This is a genomic window from Rhizobium sp. BK529 (assembly GCF_014194105.1).
In the GTDB taxonomy this organism is placed as follows: domain Bacteria; phylum Pseudomonadota; class Alphaproteobacteria; order Rhizobiales; family Rhizobiaceae; genus Rhizobium.
In genome coordinates this window covers 2,308,365-2,325,105 of record NZ_JACIAU010000001.1, presented here as the reverse complement: position 1 = coordinate 2,325,105, position 16,741 = coordinate 2,308,365, and the positions used below count along the sequence as shown (strand labels likewise).

Genomic DNA, 16,741 nt, shown 5'->3' with positions numbered 1-16,741 from the left:
CCAATCGGCGCATGACGATGAATTACCTTTTTTCCGGCCCCTGCCGCTTGTCTTCTTCGTCCTGTACAGCTCCGTTTCCCGGCTCGCTACGCGCCTTTCTTGAACACCAAGCCTGTGAAGACAGCCGCATCCACCTCCGACAGGTGGCTGAAATTGCTTGAGGCGATCAGCCGAGTCGCCTAAGTCATGAAAACTGGCTGTTTTTACTGGCTTTCATCCGAATTCGCGGGGAGGGGACATGGCCGATGTCACGGCCCTGACATTTCTGGCCTTGTGCCTGCCGCTGATCGGTGCTCTCGCGGGGCCGGTTCTCATCCGCGTTGCCGGTGCAAACGGCGCATGGCTGCTCGCCGTTGCTCCGTTGCTGGCTTTCCTGCATTTCCTGAGTCTCGTGCCCGATATTGCCGGCGGCCGGATCGTGACGGGCGGTTATGACTGGGTGCCGAGCCTCGGCGTCCGGTTTTCCTGGTTCCTGGACGGGCTGTCGCTCGCCTTCGCGCTGCTCATTACCGGTATCGGCACGCTGATCGTGCTCTATGCCGGCGGATATCTGAAAGGGCATCCGGATCAGGGCCGGTTCTTCTCCTTCATCTTTCTCTTCATGGGCGCGATGCTCGGCGTCGTCGTCTCCGACAGCTTCCTAACGTTCTTCATTTTCTGGGAGCTCACTTCCATTACCTCCTTCCTGCTGATCGGATTCGATCATGAGCGGGAGGCGTCGCGGCGAGCCGCTCTTCAGGCGCTGGTGGTCACGGGCGGAGGCGGACTGATATTGCTCGCCGGCTTGCTTATCCTCTGGGGGCTGACAGGCGTTGCGCAATTCTCCGAACTGATGCAGTCAGGCGATGTCGTGAGAGGCAGCCCGCTCTATTTCACGACGTTGCTGCTGGTGCTTGGCGGTGCCTTCACCAAATCGGCGCAGTTTCCGTTTCATTTCTGGCTGCCGAACGCCATGGAAGCGCCGACGCCGGTTTCCGCCTACCTCCATTCCGCCACGATGGTGAAAGCCGGCGTCTACCTCTTGATGCGGCTGAACCCGGTCATGGGAGCGACTCCGGCATGGGAAGTCCTGCTTCCCATCTTTGGTGGCCTGACGCTGCTCACCGGCTCGGTGCTCGCCATCCGCCAAACGGATCTGAAGCTGAAACTCGCCTATACGACCGTCTCCTCTCTCGGCCTGCTGGTGCTGCTCACCGGCTTCGGCTCTGACTATGCTATCAAGGCAGCAGTGCTTTATCTGGTGGCGCATTCGCTCTTCAAGGGCGCGCTCTTCATGGTCGCAGGCATCATCGATCACGAGACCGGCACGCGCAACATCACGCGGCTTCGTGGCCTGCGAAAGGCGATGCCATTGACCTTCGCGATCGCCATAGCCGCCGCCTTTTCCATGGCCGGCCTGCCCCCCTTCTTCGGCTTCCTCGCCAAGGAGGAAATCTATACCGCTCTGGCCGTTGGCGATCCCTATTCCATCCTCGTCACGGCCATCGCGGTTTTCAGCAATGCGCTGATGTTTGCAATCGCCTTTGCCGTGGGGCTGAGACCCTTTATCGGCGGGCCGGTGGAAACGCCGAAACATCCGCATGAGGCGCCGGTGCTGCTGTGGTTAGGCCCGGCAACCCTCGCTCTGGCAGGCCTGCTTGCGGCGCTCTTCTCAGGTTTCACGCATGGCGGGCTATCCTCGCCCATGGCCTCTGCCGTTGCCGGCAAAGCCACCAACGTCGTCTCCGTTACACTTGCGCCGCATGTCGGCGTGCCACTTGCGCTGTCGCTGCTGACGGTGGTGCTCGGTATCGTCGTCTACTGGCAGCTCGACCACGCTCGCACGCTCGTGGCTTTTCTCCTGCGTTCCGCCCGGAGTCCGGATCGCGGCTTCGACCATGTCGTCACGGCGTTGGTCCGTTTCGCCCATCGCGCCATCGGCGTCGTTCAGCCGGGGCGGCTGGATATCTACGTCGCCTCCACCTTCGTATGCGTCGCCGCGATCCTGCTCGTGCCGCTTATCGTCCATGGCGAACTGCCGCTGCCTTTTGTCTGGCCCGCCGAGCTGCGCCCGCATGAGGCAGGCATCATGCTCATCGCGGTAGCCGGCCTTCTTGCCGTGCTGATCGCTCGCGACCGGCTGATGGCGATCGTCTCGCTCGGCATTCAGGGCTTTGCGGTTGCACTGATCTTTCTACTTTTCGGCGCGCCGGACCTCGCTTTCACGCAGTTCATGGTCGAAACGCTCGCAGTTGTCATCCTCGCCCTCGTCATGACCCGGCTGCGCCTGTCGCCGACGGATCGGCGCCACGGAGTTCGGCGCCTCTTCGATATTACCCTTTCGCTCGCCTGCGGCCTCGGCTTCGCGCTGCTGTTGATGCGCGCCACGGAAGCACCGTTCAACACGACGCTCAGCGATTTCTTTAACGCCCATTCGAAGCTGATCGCCCACGGCGCCAACGTCGTGAATGTCATCATCGTCGATTTCCGCGGCACGGATACGCTCGGCGAAATCGCCGTCGTGGCCGTGACGGGGCTGGCGATCCTCGCGCTCATCCGCGTCCGCGGCAATGCTGAACGCAAGCTCGCGACGAACGATCCGGATACGGAGGGCGCGGAATGATGTTTGCTGGCTCGGCGCGTATCCTTGACCTCCCTCATTCCTGTGCTTGTCACAGGAATCCAGCGTGCCCAAGTCCTTGGGCACAGGAGACCCTTTCCCTTTCAGAAGACGAGTCATTCACGGCGCGGACGCGCCGTGGCTGGATTCCTGTGACAAGCACAGGAATGAGGGAGGGAGGTTTGCTCCCGACCCGTTACTTGAATACTTCCAATCGGTTTTCGATTGATCCAGTAGCGCCTCTTCGCGGAGGCGCCGCATGAACACCCTCATCTTCCGCACGGTTGCACCCTTCATCACCGCGCTGATGCTGCTCTTTTCCGTCTTCATCCTGCTGCGAGGGCATAACGAGCCGGGCGGCGGTTTCATCGGCGGGTTGATCGCCGCTTCTGCGCTCGCGATATACGGCATTGCGTTCGGTGTGGAGGCGGTGCGCCGGGCGATCCGCTTTCATCCGCTGGCAATTGCCGGCTTCGGCCTGCTGCTCTCCTGCTTCGCTGGTCTGATATCCATCTTGTTTGCCGTGCCCTTCATGACCGGCCTCTGGGTCTATCCCAACGTCCTCGGCGTGGAAGTGCCGCTCTCCAGCGTCACGCTCTTCGATCTCGGCGTCTATTTCGTCGTGCTCGGAGCAGTCGCCTCGATTGCGCTGGCGCTGGAAGAAAGGGAGGTGGACTGATGGAGCCGCTCTTCGCCATCCTCGTCGGCCTGTTCTTCTCGGCCGCCATCTATCTGATGCTGTCGCGTTTCTCGATCCGCATCATGCTCGGCATTGCCATCCTCGGCAATGCAGTGAACCTCCTGATCTTCACGGCGGGAAGGCTGACCCGCGAGGTCCCGCCGATCGTCCCCGCGGGTGCCGATGCGCTGCCGGCAAGCGCTGCTAACCCGCTGCCGCAGGCGCTGATCCTGACTGCGATCGTCATCTCCTTCTCCTTCCTCGCCTTCCTGCTGGTGTTGACCTATCGCGCCTATCAGGAGCTCGGTACGGACGATACGACTCACATGCACGATGCCGAGCCCGAAGACCGGCCGATGCCACCGATGGGGTATTGAGGATGGTTGTGCGGATGCCTACCCCCCTCTGCCCTGCCGGGCATCTCCCCCACAAGGGGGGAGATCGACTCGCGGCAAGGTCCCGTTTGACAACTGTTGTTTGGGCGGGCGGGTGCGCCCAGCCAATCTCCCCACCTGTGGGGGAGATTGGCTGGGCAGAGGGGGGTGCCTATCCGCCGACCACAAAGGGAGTCGCTCCTTAATGGCCGCGCCCGTTTCCGATCTCTCGGCAGCCATGGTCACCACCCCAGTCCCGCCGGCGCACTGGCTGGCGATCCTGCCGGTTGCAATCTGCATCTGCCTCGGGGCACTCCTGCTCATGCTGCGCAGCCTTCCCCGGCTGCAGGCATGGATCGCCATCGCCAGTCTCGTCATCCTGCTGCTTCTCGACGCCGCTCTCCTATGGCAGGTCGCCCGAAACGGCCCGCTTACCATGGTCATGGGCCGCTGGCTTCCGCCCTTCGGCATTGCTTTCACCGTGGATGTTTTCAGCGCGCTGATGGCGCTCGCCGCAGCGGTCGCCGCCCTTGCCGCTGGCATCTACGCCCTGTCGGACACGACCGAAAGCGGCCGGCGATACGGTTTTTTCCCGCTTTTGATGCTGCTGATGGCCGGCGTCACCGGCGCCTTCCTGACCGGCGATATCTTCAATCTTTATGTCTGGTTCGAGGTGCTGCTCATTTCCTCCTTCGGCCTGCTGATCCTCGGCTCCGAACGGGCGCAGATCGATGGCGCACTGAAATATGCGGTGCTGAACCTCATCGCCACGACATTGTTCCTCATCGCTGTCGGCGTCCTCTATGCGAGCTTCGGCACGCTCAACATGGCAGATATCGCCGAGCGGGCGGCGGGGCTCAGTGGCACGGCGCCGCTGATGACGCTTGCCTGCCTCTTCCTGCTGGCCTTCGCCATGAAAGCCGCCGCCTTTCCGGTGAATTTCTGGCTGCCGGCCTCCTATCATACTCCTCGCATCGCCGTGTCAGCGCTCTTTGCCGGCCTGCTGACCAAGGTCGGCGTCTATGCGCTGCTGCGTGTCCTCGTCATGCTGCTGCCCACCGAGCGGGATGAACTCAGCCTGCTGATCGCCATCGTCGGTGCCCTGACCATCCTCGTCGGCGCTTTGGGTGCGCTCGCCGAATCCGACCTGCGCCGGATGCTCGGCTATGTCGTGATCTCGGGCATCGGCAATATGCTGGTCGGCGCGGCCCTCGGCACCGCCGATGGCCTCGGGGGCGCAGTCTTCTATGCATTGCATTCGGTCGTGCTGATGACGGCACTCTATCTGCTGGCCGGCGAAGCGGGCAGGCGAGGCGGCTCCTTCTCGATTGCGGCACTCGGGGGACTCTATCGCCAGAACGGCGGGTTCGCTGCGATGTCTCTCATGCTGTTCTTCGCCGCCTGCGGCCTGCCGCCTTTTTCCGGTTTCTGGCCGAAGGCGCTGTTGGTCAAGGCTTCGCTCGATCTCGGTGCGTGGTGGCTGGCAGGCGCCATTCTGCTCGGCGGCTTCCTGCTTACAATCGCGTTCGGTCGCCTTTTCCTGTTTGCTTATTGGCGTCCGTCCGTGCTGCCCCTGCCGCGGGTGCGGACGCGCTGGACAGTCGGCGTGCCGCTTGTCGTATTGACGATCCTCGTCACCGGCTTCGGTATCTTGCCGGAACAATTGCTGCAGGCTGCTCGATCAGCGGCCGACGGGCTTGCTGATCCCTACGCTTATATCTTCTCGGTCTTTCCGGAAGGAGCCGTGCGATGATCGTCCTGTTCCTGAGCCTGCCGCTCGCCGTTGCATGGGTTGCCGTGACAGGCAGCGCCTCGCCGCATAATTTCGTGCTCGGTCTGGCCCTGTCGCTGCTGTCGCTCGCCGTCGTGCGCGAGGCTTTTACCGGCCGGTCCGCGCCGCGCCGCATCCGTCCGCTGCGCATCCTCCTGCTTGCCGGTCTTTTCCTGAAGGAATTGGCGCTTTCGGCCTGGCGGGTGGCGCTGACGGTGCTTTCGCCGCGCATGCAGCTTGCTCCGGGCATTCTCGCTTTCCCATTGACGGTGAGGAGCGATTTCCAGATTACGCTCCTTGCCAATCTCATCACGCTAACGCCGGGAACGCTCTCGGTCGATGTATCCGAGGATCGCCGCACGCTCTATGTCCATGCACTGGACTGCGCCGATCCGGAGGCGGTCAGACGCGATATCGCTGGTGGCTTCGAGCGCCGCATCATGGAGGCCTTTGGATCATGACACCCGCCGCCATCGTGTCCGTCGCCGCCGTCACGGCCCTTGGCATTCTCTGCGTCGCGCTCTTCCTCACCGTCTGGCGTGTAGTGACCGGACCCAGCCTGCCGGATCGCATTCTGGCGCTCGACATGCTGACGGGCATCGCGATCGGCTTCATCGCCGTTGTCGCCGTGCGCACCGGCTTCTCGCTTTACATCGATATCGCCATTTCGCTCGGCCTCGTCGGTTTCCTGGCAACCGTCGCCTTCGCCCGTTTTGTGCTTTCGCGCAGAGCGTTGAGAGAGGCTGAGCGCGAGTCGCATGGGAGAAGCGAATGATGGACTATATGCTTGCCGTAATCACGGCGGTGCTGCTGCTGGCAGGCGCGTTCTTCGCGCTGGCGGCAGCAATCGGCATCGTGCGTCTACCGGATCTCTACACGCGCATGCACGCCGCCTCCAAAGCCGGCACCGTCGGTTCCGGCCTCTTGTTGCTTGCCGCCGGACTTTACTCGGGCGAACTTGCCGTGTTTGCCAGAGCACTGGCCGGTTTCTTGTTTTTCATTCTAACAGCGCCTGTTTCTGCACACCTTCTTGCGAGAGCTTCGCATAAAACTGGTCATTTCCCAGCTCCTATCTCAATACGTGACGATATGCGAATGCGCCGAGGATGAGGGCTATTCAGAATTTTAAGCAATTTACGCAAACTTACGCACTGGAATCGCGAGTAAAGCTTTCCAAACTGCTGACCAATTCTTTGTGATGGATTTTTTTTCTAGGAAAATCACAATTAATAATTGGCCTTTTGGGAAAACGATGCTATTTGAAAATCCAAGTAGAGTTCTGATTGTGAATTAGAATCGTACTGCTTCCAAGTCCCTCAGCCTTGATTGCCAATGTCTAACTGGGTGACTGCCTGGAAGAACATGTACTAGCTCACCTTCAGGCAGTATTGGTGCAGAAAACGGTCTTCGGAATCTAGGGGTGGATTTCCGGTTTTTCGGAACAAAGGCTGCATCCTGCTCTTTTGCTGTTTAGCTCTACGACGAGGGTTCTTTGCCTTCTGGGAGAAGGACCGTTTGAGCATGCTAACAGGAGAAAGAATATGACGGATATGGCGACCGGCAATGCGCCGGAGCTGCTTGTGGAACTGACGGCCGATATCGTCGCGGCCTATGTCAGCAACCACGTTGTGCCGGTCAGCGACCTGGCCAATCTGATTTCCGACGTACACTCGGCACTGAGCAACACGTCCGTACCGCAGCCGGTGGCAGCGGTCGTCGAAAAGCAGAAGCCCGCAGTCTCTGTCCGCAAGTCCGTACAGGACGAGCAGATTACGTGCCTGGAATGTGGCGGCAACTTCAAGTCCCTGAAGCGTCACCTGATGACGCATCATAATCTCGCGCCGGAAGAATATCGCGAGAAGTGGGATCTGCCTGCCGATTACCCGATGGTGGCCCCGGCCTATGCCGAAGCGCGCTCGCGCCTCGCAAAGGAAATGGGTTTGGGACAGCGCCGCAAGCGCGGCCGCGGCTGAAGGGTCTCACACCGCTGGACGATACAAAGAGCCGGGCCTGGTGCCCGGCTTTTTCGTATTTGCGCTCCGAAGATGGCGCGCATCTCGAATGACCATTCGCCCACTGTCATTTATCTTCGAAGAAAACACGACAAAAATGTCGGCCTGCTAATAGCCCATCCGTCTCTAGAGCAATTCCAGCAAAATGCGCTGCGGTTTTGCGTTCGGAATTGCATGAAAAGTTTGAGGACAGGCGGGCGCTCGTGCCGCCGTAATAAGAGGAGAAGAGACAATGCGCGTAATGGTTATCGTCAAGGCGACTGAGGACAGCGAAGCGGGCGTGATGCCCTCGACCGAGCTTCTGGCCGCCATGGGCAAGTATAACGAAGATCTCGTCAATGCCGGCATCATGCAGGCAGGCGAGGGCCTGCATCCGTCTTCCAAGGGCAAGCGCGTCGCCTTCGATGGTCCGAAGCGCATGGTGATCGACGGCCCCTTTGCCGAGACCAAGGAATTGATCGCCGGTTTCTGGCTGTGGCAGGTCAAGGACATGGAGGAGGCGCTCGAATGGGTTAAGCGTTGCCCTAATCCGATGCCGGGCCCGAGCGAGATTGAAATCCGTCAGGTCTTTGAAGCTGCCGATTTCGGTGAGGCCTTCACGCCGGAGCTCATCGAGCAGGAAGAGCGCCTGCGTGAAAAGATGGCCGACAGCAAATGATCTGATCGGAAATTGCGACGCGTCCGGAGGCTATTTCTCCGGGCGCGTGGCTGCCTCAGGCGGCGGCCCGCACGCGTGCTTCCTCGCGGATACGATTGACCATCGAGCGCAGCCCGTTGGAGCGCTGCGAGGAGAGGTTTTCGGTGAGCCCGATCCTGGAGAAGATCTCGAAAGCGTCAAGCGAGGCGATTTCGGATGCCATCTTGCCGGAATAGGTGGCGAGCACGATGGCGACGAGGCCGCGCACGATATGCGCATCGGAATCGCCCTCGAACGTCATGAGCGGATTGTCCGGATTGCCTGATGTATGCGTCACCAGCCACACCTGACTGGCACAGCCCATCACCTTGTTCTCGGAGGTCTTCTTTTCCTCGGCCAGCTCCGGCAGAGCCTTGCCGAGTTCGATGACATATCGGTAGCGGTCTTCCCAATCGTCCAGGAAGGAGAAGTCGTCGATGATCTGGTCGAGGGTTGCCATGCTTGTCAGGCCTTTCGCTATTACCTGATCATATAGGCGAACCGACCGCAGAATTGAACCGTCAAAAAGAAACGCCGTGAGGGATGGGCATCCTCACGGCGCAGCAAAGTGCTGAAATAAACAGGGCAGGCACGTCAGGCATGGGGCATCTCCGCGTCATGCGGACCACCGATGCAAGCTTGGACACGGGCGGATCGCCCGCAGAATTCGTCAGATCGCCGGCTTCGGCGTCGGCAGCGGGATCGTGCCGGCGGGAATGGTGCCGGTGACGACCTGTTCGGCTGAAGCGCCGTCATCGACCGGCGGGCGGTAGGGCTGCGGCATATGCGGCATCGGCTGGTTCAGCGCAGCCTGCGCCTCACGCACCGTATTGGTGACCGTTTCCGGCAGGGAAGGAGCGGCAAGCGCCACAGGCGCCGGCGGCACAGCCGACTTTGCGGAAGCCATTTTGGACGCATCGTCCTTGAACTGGCTATCGAGCAGCTCATAGGCGACACGGGCGCCTTCACGGGCCCGGTAGCCGAGAGCCGTCAAGGTCTCCGCACCCTTGGTGCAGACCTCGGGTTTTTCGGCGCACATGCCGGTCATATAGTCATAGGCGCCGCTGACCGCCGTGAAGGCGTCGGAAAACTGCAATTGTGTGTGGCCGGCATTGTCGGAGCTCTCCGAAGAGAAAACGGAGAGCGCTACGAGCACTAGGCCAAACCAGAATGATCCTTTGATCAGAAACCACATTGTCTTGCCCATCCTGTTTCCCCGTCCGGTCTTGCTGCCGAATCAGGGCCGGTTGTCCGGTGTGATTGAACCCTATCGTGAAGTTGCGAATGCCGCTTTTCGAAACTCCACGGCATTTACGGCAAATTTGATTCGAATTTTAATGATCGGCATTTTCGGGGCATTTCAGTCAAATTCTACCGATCGCTGTTAAGCATGGTGGCAGCCGCGGACTGCAATTGCTGGGCTTTTGGCCCGCCGCCTTGCCACAAGAGTTAACGCGATGCTGAAATACAAGGAAAATCCGTCGCTTACCGGCTATTAACCACAAAATCCAAAGAGCCGTGCAGATGGCCCAAAATGGGACTTTTGGCGGTTTTGGGCTGTGGAGGGCGACTTTGCCTTATCCTTTCCTTAAGCCGCGGGGGCCTATTGTCCGGGTTAATGAAAGGCCTTTCGGGCAGGTATTGCGTGCGTTTTTTGAGTGACATTGGCGGCCGGGCGACGGCCCTCGTGGACCGGGCAGCGGCAGGCTGGCTCTCCCGGACGAGTGGTGGCGAAGCTGTGCGCCAGAGCGAGCTCGCCATTCTGCGCCGCCTTGTATTCCTGTCCTCTGCCGCCCTTGTCGCCGCGCCTGTTGGCCTCTCCCTCGTCACCAGCCCCGCTGTCGCACTGCCCGCCGGCGTCGCCACCGTCTGCGCCGCGTTCCTGTTTTCGGCCGTCGGCAGTATTGCGCTGGCCCGCCAGGCTGCGCCCCAGAACGCTGTTACGACAAGCGCCGACGATCTCTTCCTTGAAATGAGCCCGGGCCTTGTGCTCTTCCTCGATCCGCACGGCAGCGTGACGGAGGCGGGTGGCCGCGATAAGCGCGACTATCTTGCCTGGATGCGCGATCCGAAAGGCAGGGGCTTCTTCGAGCAGGTTCATGTCTCCGACCGCATCCATTTCCTGCAGGCACTGGATGCCCTGCGACAGGGTGAGGAAAAAGCAATCGTCGATCTGAGGTTTGAGCGTCCCTCGGTCTCGCACGACTACCGCCAGTTCGCCTATCTGCGTATGGATATGACCGCGCGGCGGGATATCGACGGCATGCTTTCGGCTGTCATTGCCCAGCTGCACGACGTGTCGGTGGAGCAGCGGCTTCGCGCCGAAGCGCAGGCGCGCGTGACAGATGCGGAATCGGCCAACGATGCCAAATCCCGTTTCCTCGCCGCTGTCAGCCATGAGCTGCGTACGCCGCTGAACGCCATCCTCGGCTTTTCGGACATTCTGATCGGCGAATATTTCGGCAAGTTCGAGAATGAGCGTCAGCGCGAATATGCCGGCCTGATCCGTGAATCAGGCGCGCATCTGCTCTCGGTCGTCAACACGATGCTGGATATGAGCAAGATCGAAGCCGGCCGCTACGAGTTGATGCTGGAGCCCTTTGATATCGGTGCCTCGATCCGTTCCTGCGAATCGATGCTTGCCCTGCAGGCCAAGAGCAAGGGCGTGACGCTGACGAGCCGCGTCCAGCGCGGCATCGGCGAGGTCGTTGCCGACCAGCGCGCGCTGCAGCAGATCCTTATCAATCTTGTCGGCAATGCCGTGAAATTCACAGAGGCCGGCGGCGTGGTCACCGTCGATGCGGCGATGCGCGACGGTATCCTCAAGCTGACGGTCAGCGATACCGGCATCGGCATTCCGGCCGACCGGCTCGCGACGCTCGGCCAACCTTTCGTCCAGATCCAGAATGATTATACCCGCCGATTCGAGGGTACGGGTCTTGGCCTCTCGCTGGTCAAAGGGCTCGTTGCCCTGCATGGCGGCCATTTCGCCATCGCCAGCCAGCCCGGCGAGGGCACGATCATCACCATCGAGGTCGCGGCGGATGGTTCCGGCGCCTGCACTGGCGAGGCTAACAACCAGACGGGGGCGGTCGAATTTCCGCCGCGGCTGAAGAGCGCGGTGGATGCCGCGGAAGTGGAGGAGGGGCTCTTCGATGGCCGCGCGCAAGCGAAAATCGCCTAAGGGCAAAAAGGGCCGGCATCAGCAGGGCCTTTTGATGACCGGTGCGGCAGCACTCGGCGGTATCGGCGTGCAGGGCGTAGCGGCGCTGGGTGGCCTTGGATTGCAGGGCGCTGGCGCGCTCGGCGGCGTCATCGGCCGCAATCCCTCCATTGCCGGCGGCACGATCGCCTTCGTCGTCATCTTTTCTTTCGTTGCCGCCAATGCGCTCTGGTATCAGCCGGGTGCACACCCGCATCCGATCTTCCGCACCCGCGATCCGGACGCGCCTTATGCCATCGGCTTTCGTCCGCAGCCTGAGCCGCAGGGCGATGTCACCACCTTCCGCATCGAGCGGCCGGATGATGCTGCCGCGACCACCGAATCCACGCCACCGGTTGCTTCCGGCCAGCAGCCGAACCAACTCGTCATGGATATTCAGAAGGAACTGATCCGCCGCGGCCTCTATAACGGCAATGCCGATGGTGTCATCGGCCCGCGCACCAGCGCTGCCATCCTCTTCTTCGAGGAAACGGTCGGCATGGCGCAAAGCGGCGACGCTACACCGGATGTGCTTGCCGCGCTCAGGACCGATGCTGTCGGCCCCTCGACCATTCCTGTCGAAAAACCGCCGGAAGATGTGACATCGAAGGCAACGGAGGAAGATCCGGTCGCCGCCGCCATCCGTAGCGCCGAAAAGACCGTCAAGACGGCGCCGGCCTCGCCGAAGCAGGTTCCGCTATCGGGAATCGCCAATGTCGATCTGGTACTGAAGATCCAGAAGGGCCTCGCCAACATGGCCTACGCCAATGTCGGCGTCGATGGTGTCGCTGGCGAACAGACCCGCGCCGCCATCCGTCACTTCCAGAAACACTATAATCTGCCGGAAAATGGCGAGCCGAGCGAAGCCGTGCTGAAGAAACTCAAAGAAATCGGCGCGATCTGATCGTCAACTCGCGTAAATCATGAAAAGCCAAATACGAGACCGAGATCAGCCCTGCCGCGCCGGGGCTGACGGTTGGTTCGCCAGCCGCAGGGGCCGGTAATCCGTTGTCGGCGCCCGCCCCTCCACATCGACCACTTCTTCGATCGGTCCGATATTGATGGCCGCCGAACTTCGGTAGCGCCTCGGCGCAACGCCGGTTACCCGCTTGAAGGCGTTGGAGAAGGCGCTTTCCGAAGTATAGCCGAGCGAAAGCGCCAGTGAGGAGACGGGCATCGATCCCTCGCGGAGCGCCCGTTCGGCAAGGCGCATGCGCCATGCGGTCAGATAGGTGAGCGGTGCCACACCCGCGACCGTCTTGAAGCGCAGCGCAAAGCTGGTGCGCGACATGCCGGCGGCTTTCGCCAATTCCCCAAGCTGCCAGTCATGCGCCGGATCCGCATGCATCTGCCGCAATGCGGGGGCGATCTTCTCGTCGCCGAAGGCGCGCAGCCAGCCGACCGTCAGCGGCTCCGATGTCATGATATGGGCGCGCAGCACCTGCACGAAGATGAGCTGCGAGAGCTGAGCCGAGGCAAGCAGCGCGCCCGGCTTGCCGGCCGCCATTTCCCGCACGAGCTGATCGAGCAGCCAGCGCAGCACGCCGGCTTCCGCAAGTGTGGCCCGCACATGGATGACGGGCGGCAGGACATCGAGCAGCAGCGCCATGCCGGTCGGTCCGAGCGCGATATGGCCGCCGATATAGAGGAAATCCTCGCCGGCGCCGTGTCGCGCCATGCCGTTAACCTTCTCCTTGAAGGCAGTCGCGGCATCCGTCGGCTTCACTGCCAGATCGCTTGCCAGCATGAACGGGTATTGGCCGTTCAACAGGATGACGTCGCCGGCTTCGAGCAGGATCGGCGGGTTGCCATTGTCGAGCACCAGCCAGCAGCGGCCCTTGGCAACCGCACTGATCTTGATGCGGTTCGGCTGCGGGAAGGCGAGCGCCCAGGGCCCGCCGGCAATCAGCCCGCCGGCCATCAGGCAGCGCGCGTCGAGCAGATTGAGCATTTCGGAGAGGGGATCACTCGTCATGTTTGTACGATGGCGCAAGAAATCGGGATTTACAAGCATTCAGAATCCCGCTTGCCGGACATAGATGTTTCCCGACTAAAGCAATTCCAGCGAAAGTGCGCAGCGGTTTTGCGTCCGGAATTGCGGAAAAGCAAAGGTACAGAGCATTTTCGTGACTCGGAGAGAAACGGAAAGGCTCCAGAAAGGAGACATCCCATGTCCACTCCCCAAGCTCCTATCGGATCCGGTTTCGGCGCGGCTTCCACGGCGGAAGACGTGATTGCCGGCCATGATCTCGCCGGCAAGGTAGCGATCGTCACAGGCGGTTATGCCGGCCTTGGCCTCGAGACCGCGCGCGTCATGGCAGCGGCCGGCGCCAAGGTCATCGTGCCCGCCCGCAACATCGAGAAGGCAAGGGCGGCTGCAGAGGCCGTACCGGGCCTGACGCTTGATTATATGGATCTGATGGATCCGGATACGATCGACGACTTTGCAGATCGTTTCCTCGAGAATGGCGAGCCGCTGCATTTCCTCATCAACAATGCTGCCGTCATGGCGAATCCGCTGACGCGCGACAGACGCGGCTATGAATCGCAGTTCTCCACCAACCATCTCGGCCATTTTCAGCTCGCCGCCCGCCTCTGGCCGGCGCTGGTGAAGGCGGAAGGCGCTCGTGTGGTTGCCGTCTCCTCGCGCGCCCATATCCGCTCTGGCGTCGATTTCGACGATCCGATGTTCGAAAACCGCGAATATCAGCCCTACACAGCCTATGGTCAGTCGAAGACGGCCAATGCTCTCTTTGCCGTCTCCATGGATGCGTTAGGCGCAAGGGAGGGCGTTCGCGCATTCTCGCTGCATCCGGGCGGCATCGTCACGACCGATCTCGTCCGCCACCAGTCGCGCGAATATCTGCAGTCGACCGGCTTCGTGGATGCTGACGGCAACCCGGTGATCGACCCCGAGAACAACAAGAAGACCATCGCACAGGGGGCTGCGACCACCGTCTGGTGCGCAGTCAGCGAAAAACTCGAAGGCATGGGCGGCGTCTATTGCGAAAATTGCGATATCGCGAGGGCCGTGCCCGCCGATTCTGAGGAGATGCTCGGTGTGCGTCCCTGGGCGACCGATCCGGAACTTGCCGAACGCCTCTGGCAGATGAGCGAAAGACTAACGGGCCTGACGCAGAGCTGAGGATATGGCGATCCCCGGAGGTTTGCTCTTTACTCGCATGACGCAGGTGCGATCCGTGGCTTTGCGGCCGACAGCGGCATGACGCCTCCGGTCGGGTCAGCTTGCGGCTGGCAGTCAAGGTATAAGCGTTGCTGCCACTTGCCGCACAGTCTATATCCCGCTCATGAGATTGCGCACCGATATCTACGTTTCCGCTCTCGTCCGCCGTGTCTTCGCCGCGGGCAATTTCGCTGCCGTAGAGAAGAAGGGTGCGGAGGAGGCCGGTGCTATCTTCATCCGCCAGCGCTTCCGCGATGGTCTCGAAACCCTCTACGCGCCCGCCCCACAAACCTTCTTCGATGAAGAGAGCAGCGGCGATCGCCTGTTCGAACTCCGGCTCGAACGCGTCGAGCCGGACCAGGTACGGGAGATCCTGGACCGAGAACGCAAATTCGACCCCGATCTCTGGATTGTCGAGCTGGAGGCAGACGAGGTTTCGGCGCTTGTGCCGCTTGCCCGCGACCAACTGCCTTGAATTCACAGTCATTCCCGCCTAGTTTACCGCCATTCGCAATACCAACAGGATGGTGCACAATGGATTCGAACCTGATCGCAATGCCAACTCGCCTTGCCATCGGGGATTTCCATGCCTGCATCCATCACGCTTTCCAATCTTTCGTGGTCCACGCCTGACGGCCGGCCGCTTTTCTCCAATATCGATCTGAGCTTCAACGCCGAGCGCACCGGCCTCGTCGGTCGCAATGGTGTGGGCAAGACCACGCTTTTGAAGCTGGTCGCCGGCGAGTTGCAACCGCAGACGGGTTCCGTCTCAGTGTCCGGCACGATCGGCATCCTGCGTCAGAGCGTGCAGGTCGGGCCGGATGACACGGTCGCCGATCTCTTCGGTGCGACCGAAGCTCTCGCTGTCATCAGCCGTGCCGAAAGCGGCGAGGCGAGCGCTGACGAACTTGCTGCCGCCGACTGGACCCTCGAAGCCCGCATTGATGCAACCTTGGAACGGTCCGGCCTTGCCGCCGGGCCGCAGACGCTTCTTGCCGCCCTTTCCGGCGGTCAGCGCACTCGCGCGGCACTCGCCGCCCTGATCTTCGCGGAGCCGGATTTCCTCATCCTTGACGAGCCGACCAACAATCTGGATCGCGATGGCCGCGAGGCGGTGATCTCGCTTCTCGGCGGCTGGCGGCACGGCGCTCTGATCGTCAGCCATGACCGTGAGCTGCTGGAGACGATGGATGCCATCGTCGAGCTGACGACGCTTGGCGCCACGCGCTATGGCGGAAACTGGAGCGATTACCGCGCTCGCAAGGCATTGGAACTGGCCGCCGCCGAACATGATCTCGCCGATGCCAGGAAACGCGTGGCGGAGGTTGCCCGCAGCGCCCAGGAAACGGCCGAGCGGAAGGCGCGCAAGGACAGCGCCGGCAAGAAGAAGGCCGCCAAGGGCGACATGCCGCGTATCGTTGCTGGCGGCCTGAAGCGTCAGGCTGAAAATACCAGCGGTGAAAATGCTCGCCTTGCCGAACGCCGCCACGCCCAGGCGCTGGAGGATGCCGAGGAGGCGCGCAAACGCATCGAGATCCTGCAGCCGCTCTCCGTCAAGCTGCCTTCGACTGGCCTGCCGCCAAGCAGATCAGTGCTGAAGATCGATGCGGTCACGGCCGGCTATGAGGCAGGCGAACCAATCATCCGCAAGCTATCTTTCGAAATCACCGGACCCGAACGTATTGCCGTCACCGGCTCGAATGGTTCGGGCAAGACGACATTGCTGGCGCTGATCTCGGGCGATCTCCAGCCGTGGGAGGGGACGGTCCGCGTGCTGACCTCATTCTCTATGCTCGACCAGCGTGTCGGCCTGCTCGATCCCAAGATGTCGATTCGCGACAATTTCCGGCGGCTGAACCCACAATCGGATGAAAATGCCTGCCGCGCCTCGCTTGCCCGCTTCATGTTCCGGGCCGATGCGGCGCTGCAGATCGTGTCCACGCTGTCGGGCGGCCAGCTCTTACGCGCCGGCCTTGCCTGCGTTCTCGGCGGCGCGACACCGCCGGCGCTGCTGATCCTCGACGAACCGACCAATCACCTGGACATTGATTCCATCGCCGCCGTCGAAGCCGGCCTGAGAGCCTATGACGGCGCGCTGCTAATCGTCAGTCACGATGAGGTGTTTTTGGAAATGGTCGGCATCACGCGCCGGCTGGAGCTGCCGGAGCGTCAAGCATATCGCGCAAAAGTGCCAAGCGATTCTGCCGTAAGGACCTGAGACGAGAACGGCTATCCAGGCAGTCT

The 16,741-nt window shown here is 61.4% G+C and carries 17 protein-coding genes; 14 read left to right on the top strand and 3 right to left on the bottom strand.

Annotation, left to right across the window (positions count from 1 at the left end):
* Nucleotides 1-238 precede the first annotated feature (238 nt).
* From FHX08_RS11815 to FHX08_RS11775, 9 genes are all read left to right on the top strand, one after another.
* Nucleotides 239-2,602, top strand: coding sequence for a putative monovalent cation/H+ antiporter subunit A (locus FHX08_RS11815; RefSeq protein WP_184327201.1), 2,364 nt, complete (start codon nt 239-241; stop codon nt 2,600-2,602).
* 256 nt (nt 2,603-2,858) lie between these two features.
* Nucleotides 2,859-3,278, top strand: coding sequence for a Na+/H+ antiporter subunit B (locus FHX08_RS11810; RefSeq protein ID WP_132652081.1), 420 nt, complete (start codon nt 2,859-2,861; stop codon nt 3,276-3,278).
* The gene (locus tag FHX08_RS11805) at nt 3,278-3,655 is read left to right on the top strand and encodes a Na+/H+ antiporter subunit C (RefSeq protein WP_132652080.1); all 378 of its coding nucleotides are present in this window, start codon (nt 3,278-3,280) and stop codon (nt 3,653-3,655) included. Before FHX08_RS11810 ends, FHX08_RS11805 begins: the two co-directional genes overlap by 1 nt.
* Before the next feature lie 202 nt (nt 3,656-3,857).
* On the top strand, nt 3,858-5,405 hold the full coding sequence (locus tag FHX08_RS11800) for a Na+/H+ antiporter subunit D (protein ID WP_132652079.1): 1,548 nt from the start codon (nt 3,858-3,860) through the stop codon (nt 5,403-5,405).
* Nucleotides 5,402-5,884 (top strand): Na+/H+ antiporter subunit E, encoded by a 483-nt coding sequence (locus FHX08_RS11795; RefSeq protein WP_132652078.1) that lies wholly within the window; start codon nt 5,402-5,404, stop codon nt 5,882-5,884. Before FHX08_RS11800 ends, FHX08_RS11795 begins: the two co-directional genes overlap by 4 nt.
* Nucleotides 5,878-6,198: a cation:proton antiporter gene (locus FHX08_RS11790; protein ID WP_132652077.1), complete on the top strand. Its 321-nt coding sequence runs from the start codon at nt 5,878-5,880 to the stop codon at nt 6,196-6,198. Before FHX08_RS11795 ends, FHX08_RS11790 begins: the two co-directional genes overlap by 7 nt.
* Complete coding sequence (gene mnhG / locus FHX08_RS11785; protein WP_132652076.1) at nt 6,195-6,533, top strand: monovalent cation/H(+) antiporter subunit G; 339 nt, start codon at nt 6,195-6,197, stop codon at nt 6,531-6,533. Before FHX08_RS11790 ends, mnhG begins: the two co-directional genes overlap by 4 nt.
* Nucleotides 6,534-6,964: 431 nt before the next feature.
* On the top strand, nt 6,965-7,396 hold the full coding sequence (locus FHX08_RS11780; protein ID WP_007821525.1) for a MucR family transcriptional regulator: 432 nt from the start codon (nt 6,965-6,967) through the stop codon (nt 7,394-7,396).
* 271 nt (nt 7,397-7,667) lie between these two features.
* The gene (locus tag FHX08_RS11775; RefSeq protein WP_132652075.1) at nt 7,668-8,093 is read left to right on the top strand and encodes a YciI family protein; all 426 of its coding nucleotides are present in this window, start codon (nt 7,668-7,670) and stop codon (nt 8,091-8,093) included.
* A gap of 55 nt (nt 8,094-8,148) precedes the next feature.
* Here FHX08_RS11775 and FHX08_RS11770 read toward each other — a convergent pair whose 3' ends face one another.
* Nucleotides 8,149-8,571, bottom strand: a complete 423-nt coding sequence (locus FHX08_RS11770) for a SufE family protein (RefSeq protein ID WP_132652074.1) — start codon at nt 8,569-8,571, stop codon at nt 8,149-8,151.
* Between the two features lie 210 nt (nt 8,572-8,781).
* Nucleotides 8,782-9,306, bottom strand: a complete 525-nt coding sequence (locus FHX08_RS11765; RefSeq protein WP_132653193.1) for a DUF5330 domain-containing protein — start codon at nt 9,304-9,306, stop codon at nt 8,782-8,784.
* A gap of 423 nt (nt 9,307-9,729) precedes the next feature.
* Between FHX08_RS11765 and FHX08_RS11760 the strand changes: the two genes are divergently transcribed.
* Both FHX08_RS11760 and FHX08_RS11755 read left to right on the top strand, forming a co-directional pair.
* Nucleotides 9,730-11,295 carry a HAMP domain-containing sensor histidine kinase gene (locus FHX08_RS11760; RefSeq protein WP_165911855.1) on the top strand — a complete coding sequence of 522 codons (1,566 nt, stop codon included), beginning with the start codon at nt 9,730-9,732 and terminating at the stop codon, nt 11,293-11,295.
* Nucleotides 11,267-12,217 (top strand): peptidoglycan-binding domain-containing protein, encoded by a 951-nt coding sequence (locus FHX08_RS11755; RefSeq protein WP_132652072.1) that lies wholly within the window; start codon nt 11,267-11,269, stop codon nt 12,215-12,217. The genes FHX08_RS11760 and FHX08_RS11755 overlap by 29 nt, the downstream gene beginning before the upstream one ends.
* A 45-nt stretch (nt 12,218-12,262) precedes the next feature.
* On the opposite strand, the gene FHX08_RS11750 is transcribed toward FHX08_RS11755, so the two are convergent.
* Entirely contained in the window at nt 12,263-13,327 is a 1,065-nt protein-coding gene (locus FHX08_RS11750) for an AraC family transcriptional regulator (protein WP_132652071.1), read from the bottom strand.
* Nucleotides 13,328-13,483: 156 nt separating this feature from the next.
* Here FHX08_RS11750 and FHX08_RS11745 point away from each other — a divergent pair, with 156 nt between their 5' ends.
* From FHX08_RS11745 to FHX08_RS11735, 3 genes are all read left to right on the top strand, one after another.
* Nucleotides 13,484-14,458, top strand: coding sequence for an oxidoreductase (locus tag FHX08_RS11745; protein WP_132652070.1), 975 nt, complete (start codon nt 13,484-13,486; stop codon nt 14,456-14,458).
* Between the two features lie 163 nt (nt 14,459-14,621).
* A complete protein-coding gene (locus FHX08_RS11740) occupies nt 14,622-14,972 on the top strand; it encodes a DUF1491 family protein (protein ID WP_132652069.1) in 351 nt (116 codons plus the stop codon).
* Between the two features lie 111 nt (nt 14,973-15,083).
* The gene (locus FHX08_RS11735; RefSeq protein ID WP_132652068.1) at nt 15,084-16,715 is read left to right on the top strand and encodes an ABC-F family ATP-binding cassette domain-containing protein; all 1,632 of its coding nucleotides are present in this window, start codon (nt 15,084-15,086) and stop codon (nt 16,713-16,715) included.
* Nucleotides 16,716-16,741 lie beyond the last annotated feature (26 nt).

Coding starts and splice junctions, on each gene's coding strand:
- FHX08_RS11740 (WP_132652069.1), top strand. CDS start 14,622: ATGAGATTGCGCACCGATATCTACGTTTCCGCTCTCGTCCGCCGTGTC.
- FHX08_RS11775 (WP_132652075.1), top strand. CDS start 7,668: ATGCGCGTAATGGTTATCGTCAAGGCGACTGAGGACAGCGAAGCGGGC.
- FHX08_RS11750 (WP_132652071.1), bottom strand. CDS start 13,327: ATGCTTGTAAATCCCGATTTCTTGCGCCATCGTACAAACATGACGAGT.
- FHX08_RS11735 (WP_132652068.1), top strand. CDS start 15,084: ATGCCTGCATCCATCACGCTTTCCAATCTTTCGTGGTCCACGCCTGAC.
- FHX08_RS11745 (WP_132652070.1), top strand. CDS start 13,484: ATGTCCACTCCCCAAGCTCCTATCGGATCCGGTTTCGGCGCGGCTTCC.
- FHX08_RS11755 (WP_132652072.1), top strand. CDS start 11,267: ATGGCCGCGCGCAAGCGAAAATCGCCTAAGGGCAAAAAGGGCCGGCAT.
- FHX08_RS11795 (WP_132652078.1), top strand. CDS start 5,402: ATGATCGTCCTGTTCCTGAGCCTGCCGCTCGCCGTTGCATGGGTTGCC.
- FHX08_RS11760 (WP_165911855.1), top strand. CDS start 9,730: ATGAAAGGCCTTTCGGGCAGGTATTGCGTGCGTTTTTTGAGTGACATT.
- FHX08_RS11770 (WP_132652074.1), bottom strand. CDS start 8,571: ATGGCAACCCTCGACCAGATCATCGACGACTTCTCCTTCCTGGACGAT.
- FHX08_RS11810 (WP_132652081.1), top strand. CDS start 2,859: ATGAACACCCTCATCTTCCGCACGGTTGCACCCTTCATCACCGCGCTG.
- FHX08_RS11805 (WP_132652080.1), top strand. CDS start 3,278: ATGGAGCCGCTCTTCGCCATCCTCGTCGGCCTGTTCTTCTCGGCCGCC.
- FHX08_RS11780 (WP_007821525.1), top strand. CDS start 6,965: ATGACGGATATGGCGACCGGCAATGCGCCGGAGCTGCTTGTGGAACTG.
- FHX08_RS11815 (WP_184327201.1), top strand. CDS start 239: ATGGCCGATGTCACGGCCCTGACATTTCTGGCCTTGTGCCTGCCGCTG.
- mnhG (WP_132652076.1), top strand. CDS start 6,195: ATGATGGACTATATGCTTGCCGTAATCACGGCGGTGCTGCTGCTGGCA.
- FHX08_RS11800 (WP_132652079.1), top strand. CDS start 3,858: ATGGCCGCGCCCGTTTCCGATCTCTCGGCAGCCATGGTCACCACCCCA.
- FHX08_RS11765 (WP_132653193.1), bottom strand. CDS start 9,306: ATGTGGTTTCTGATCAAAGGATCATTCTGGTTTGGCCTAGTGCTCGTA.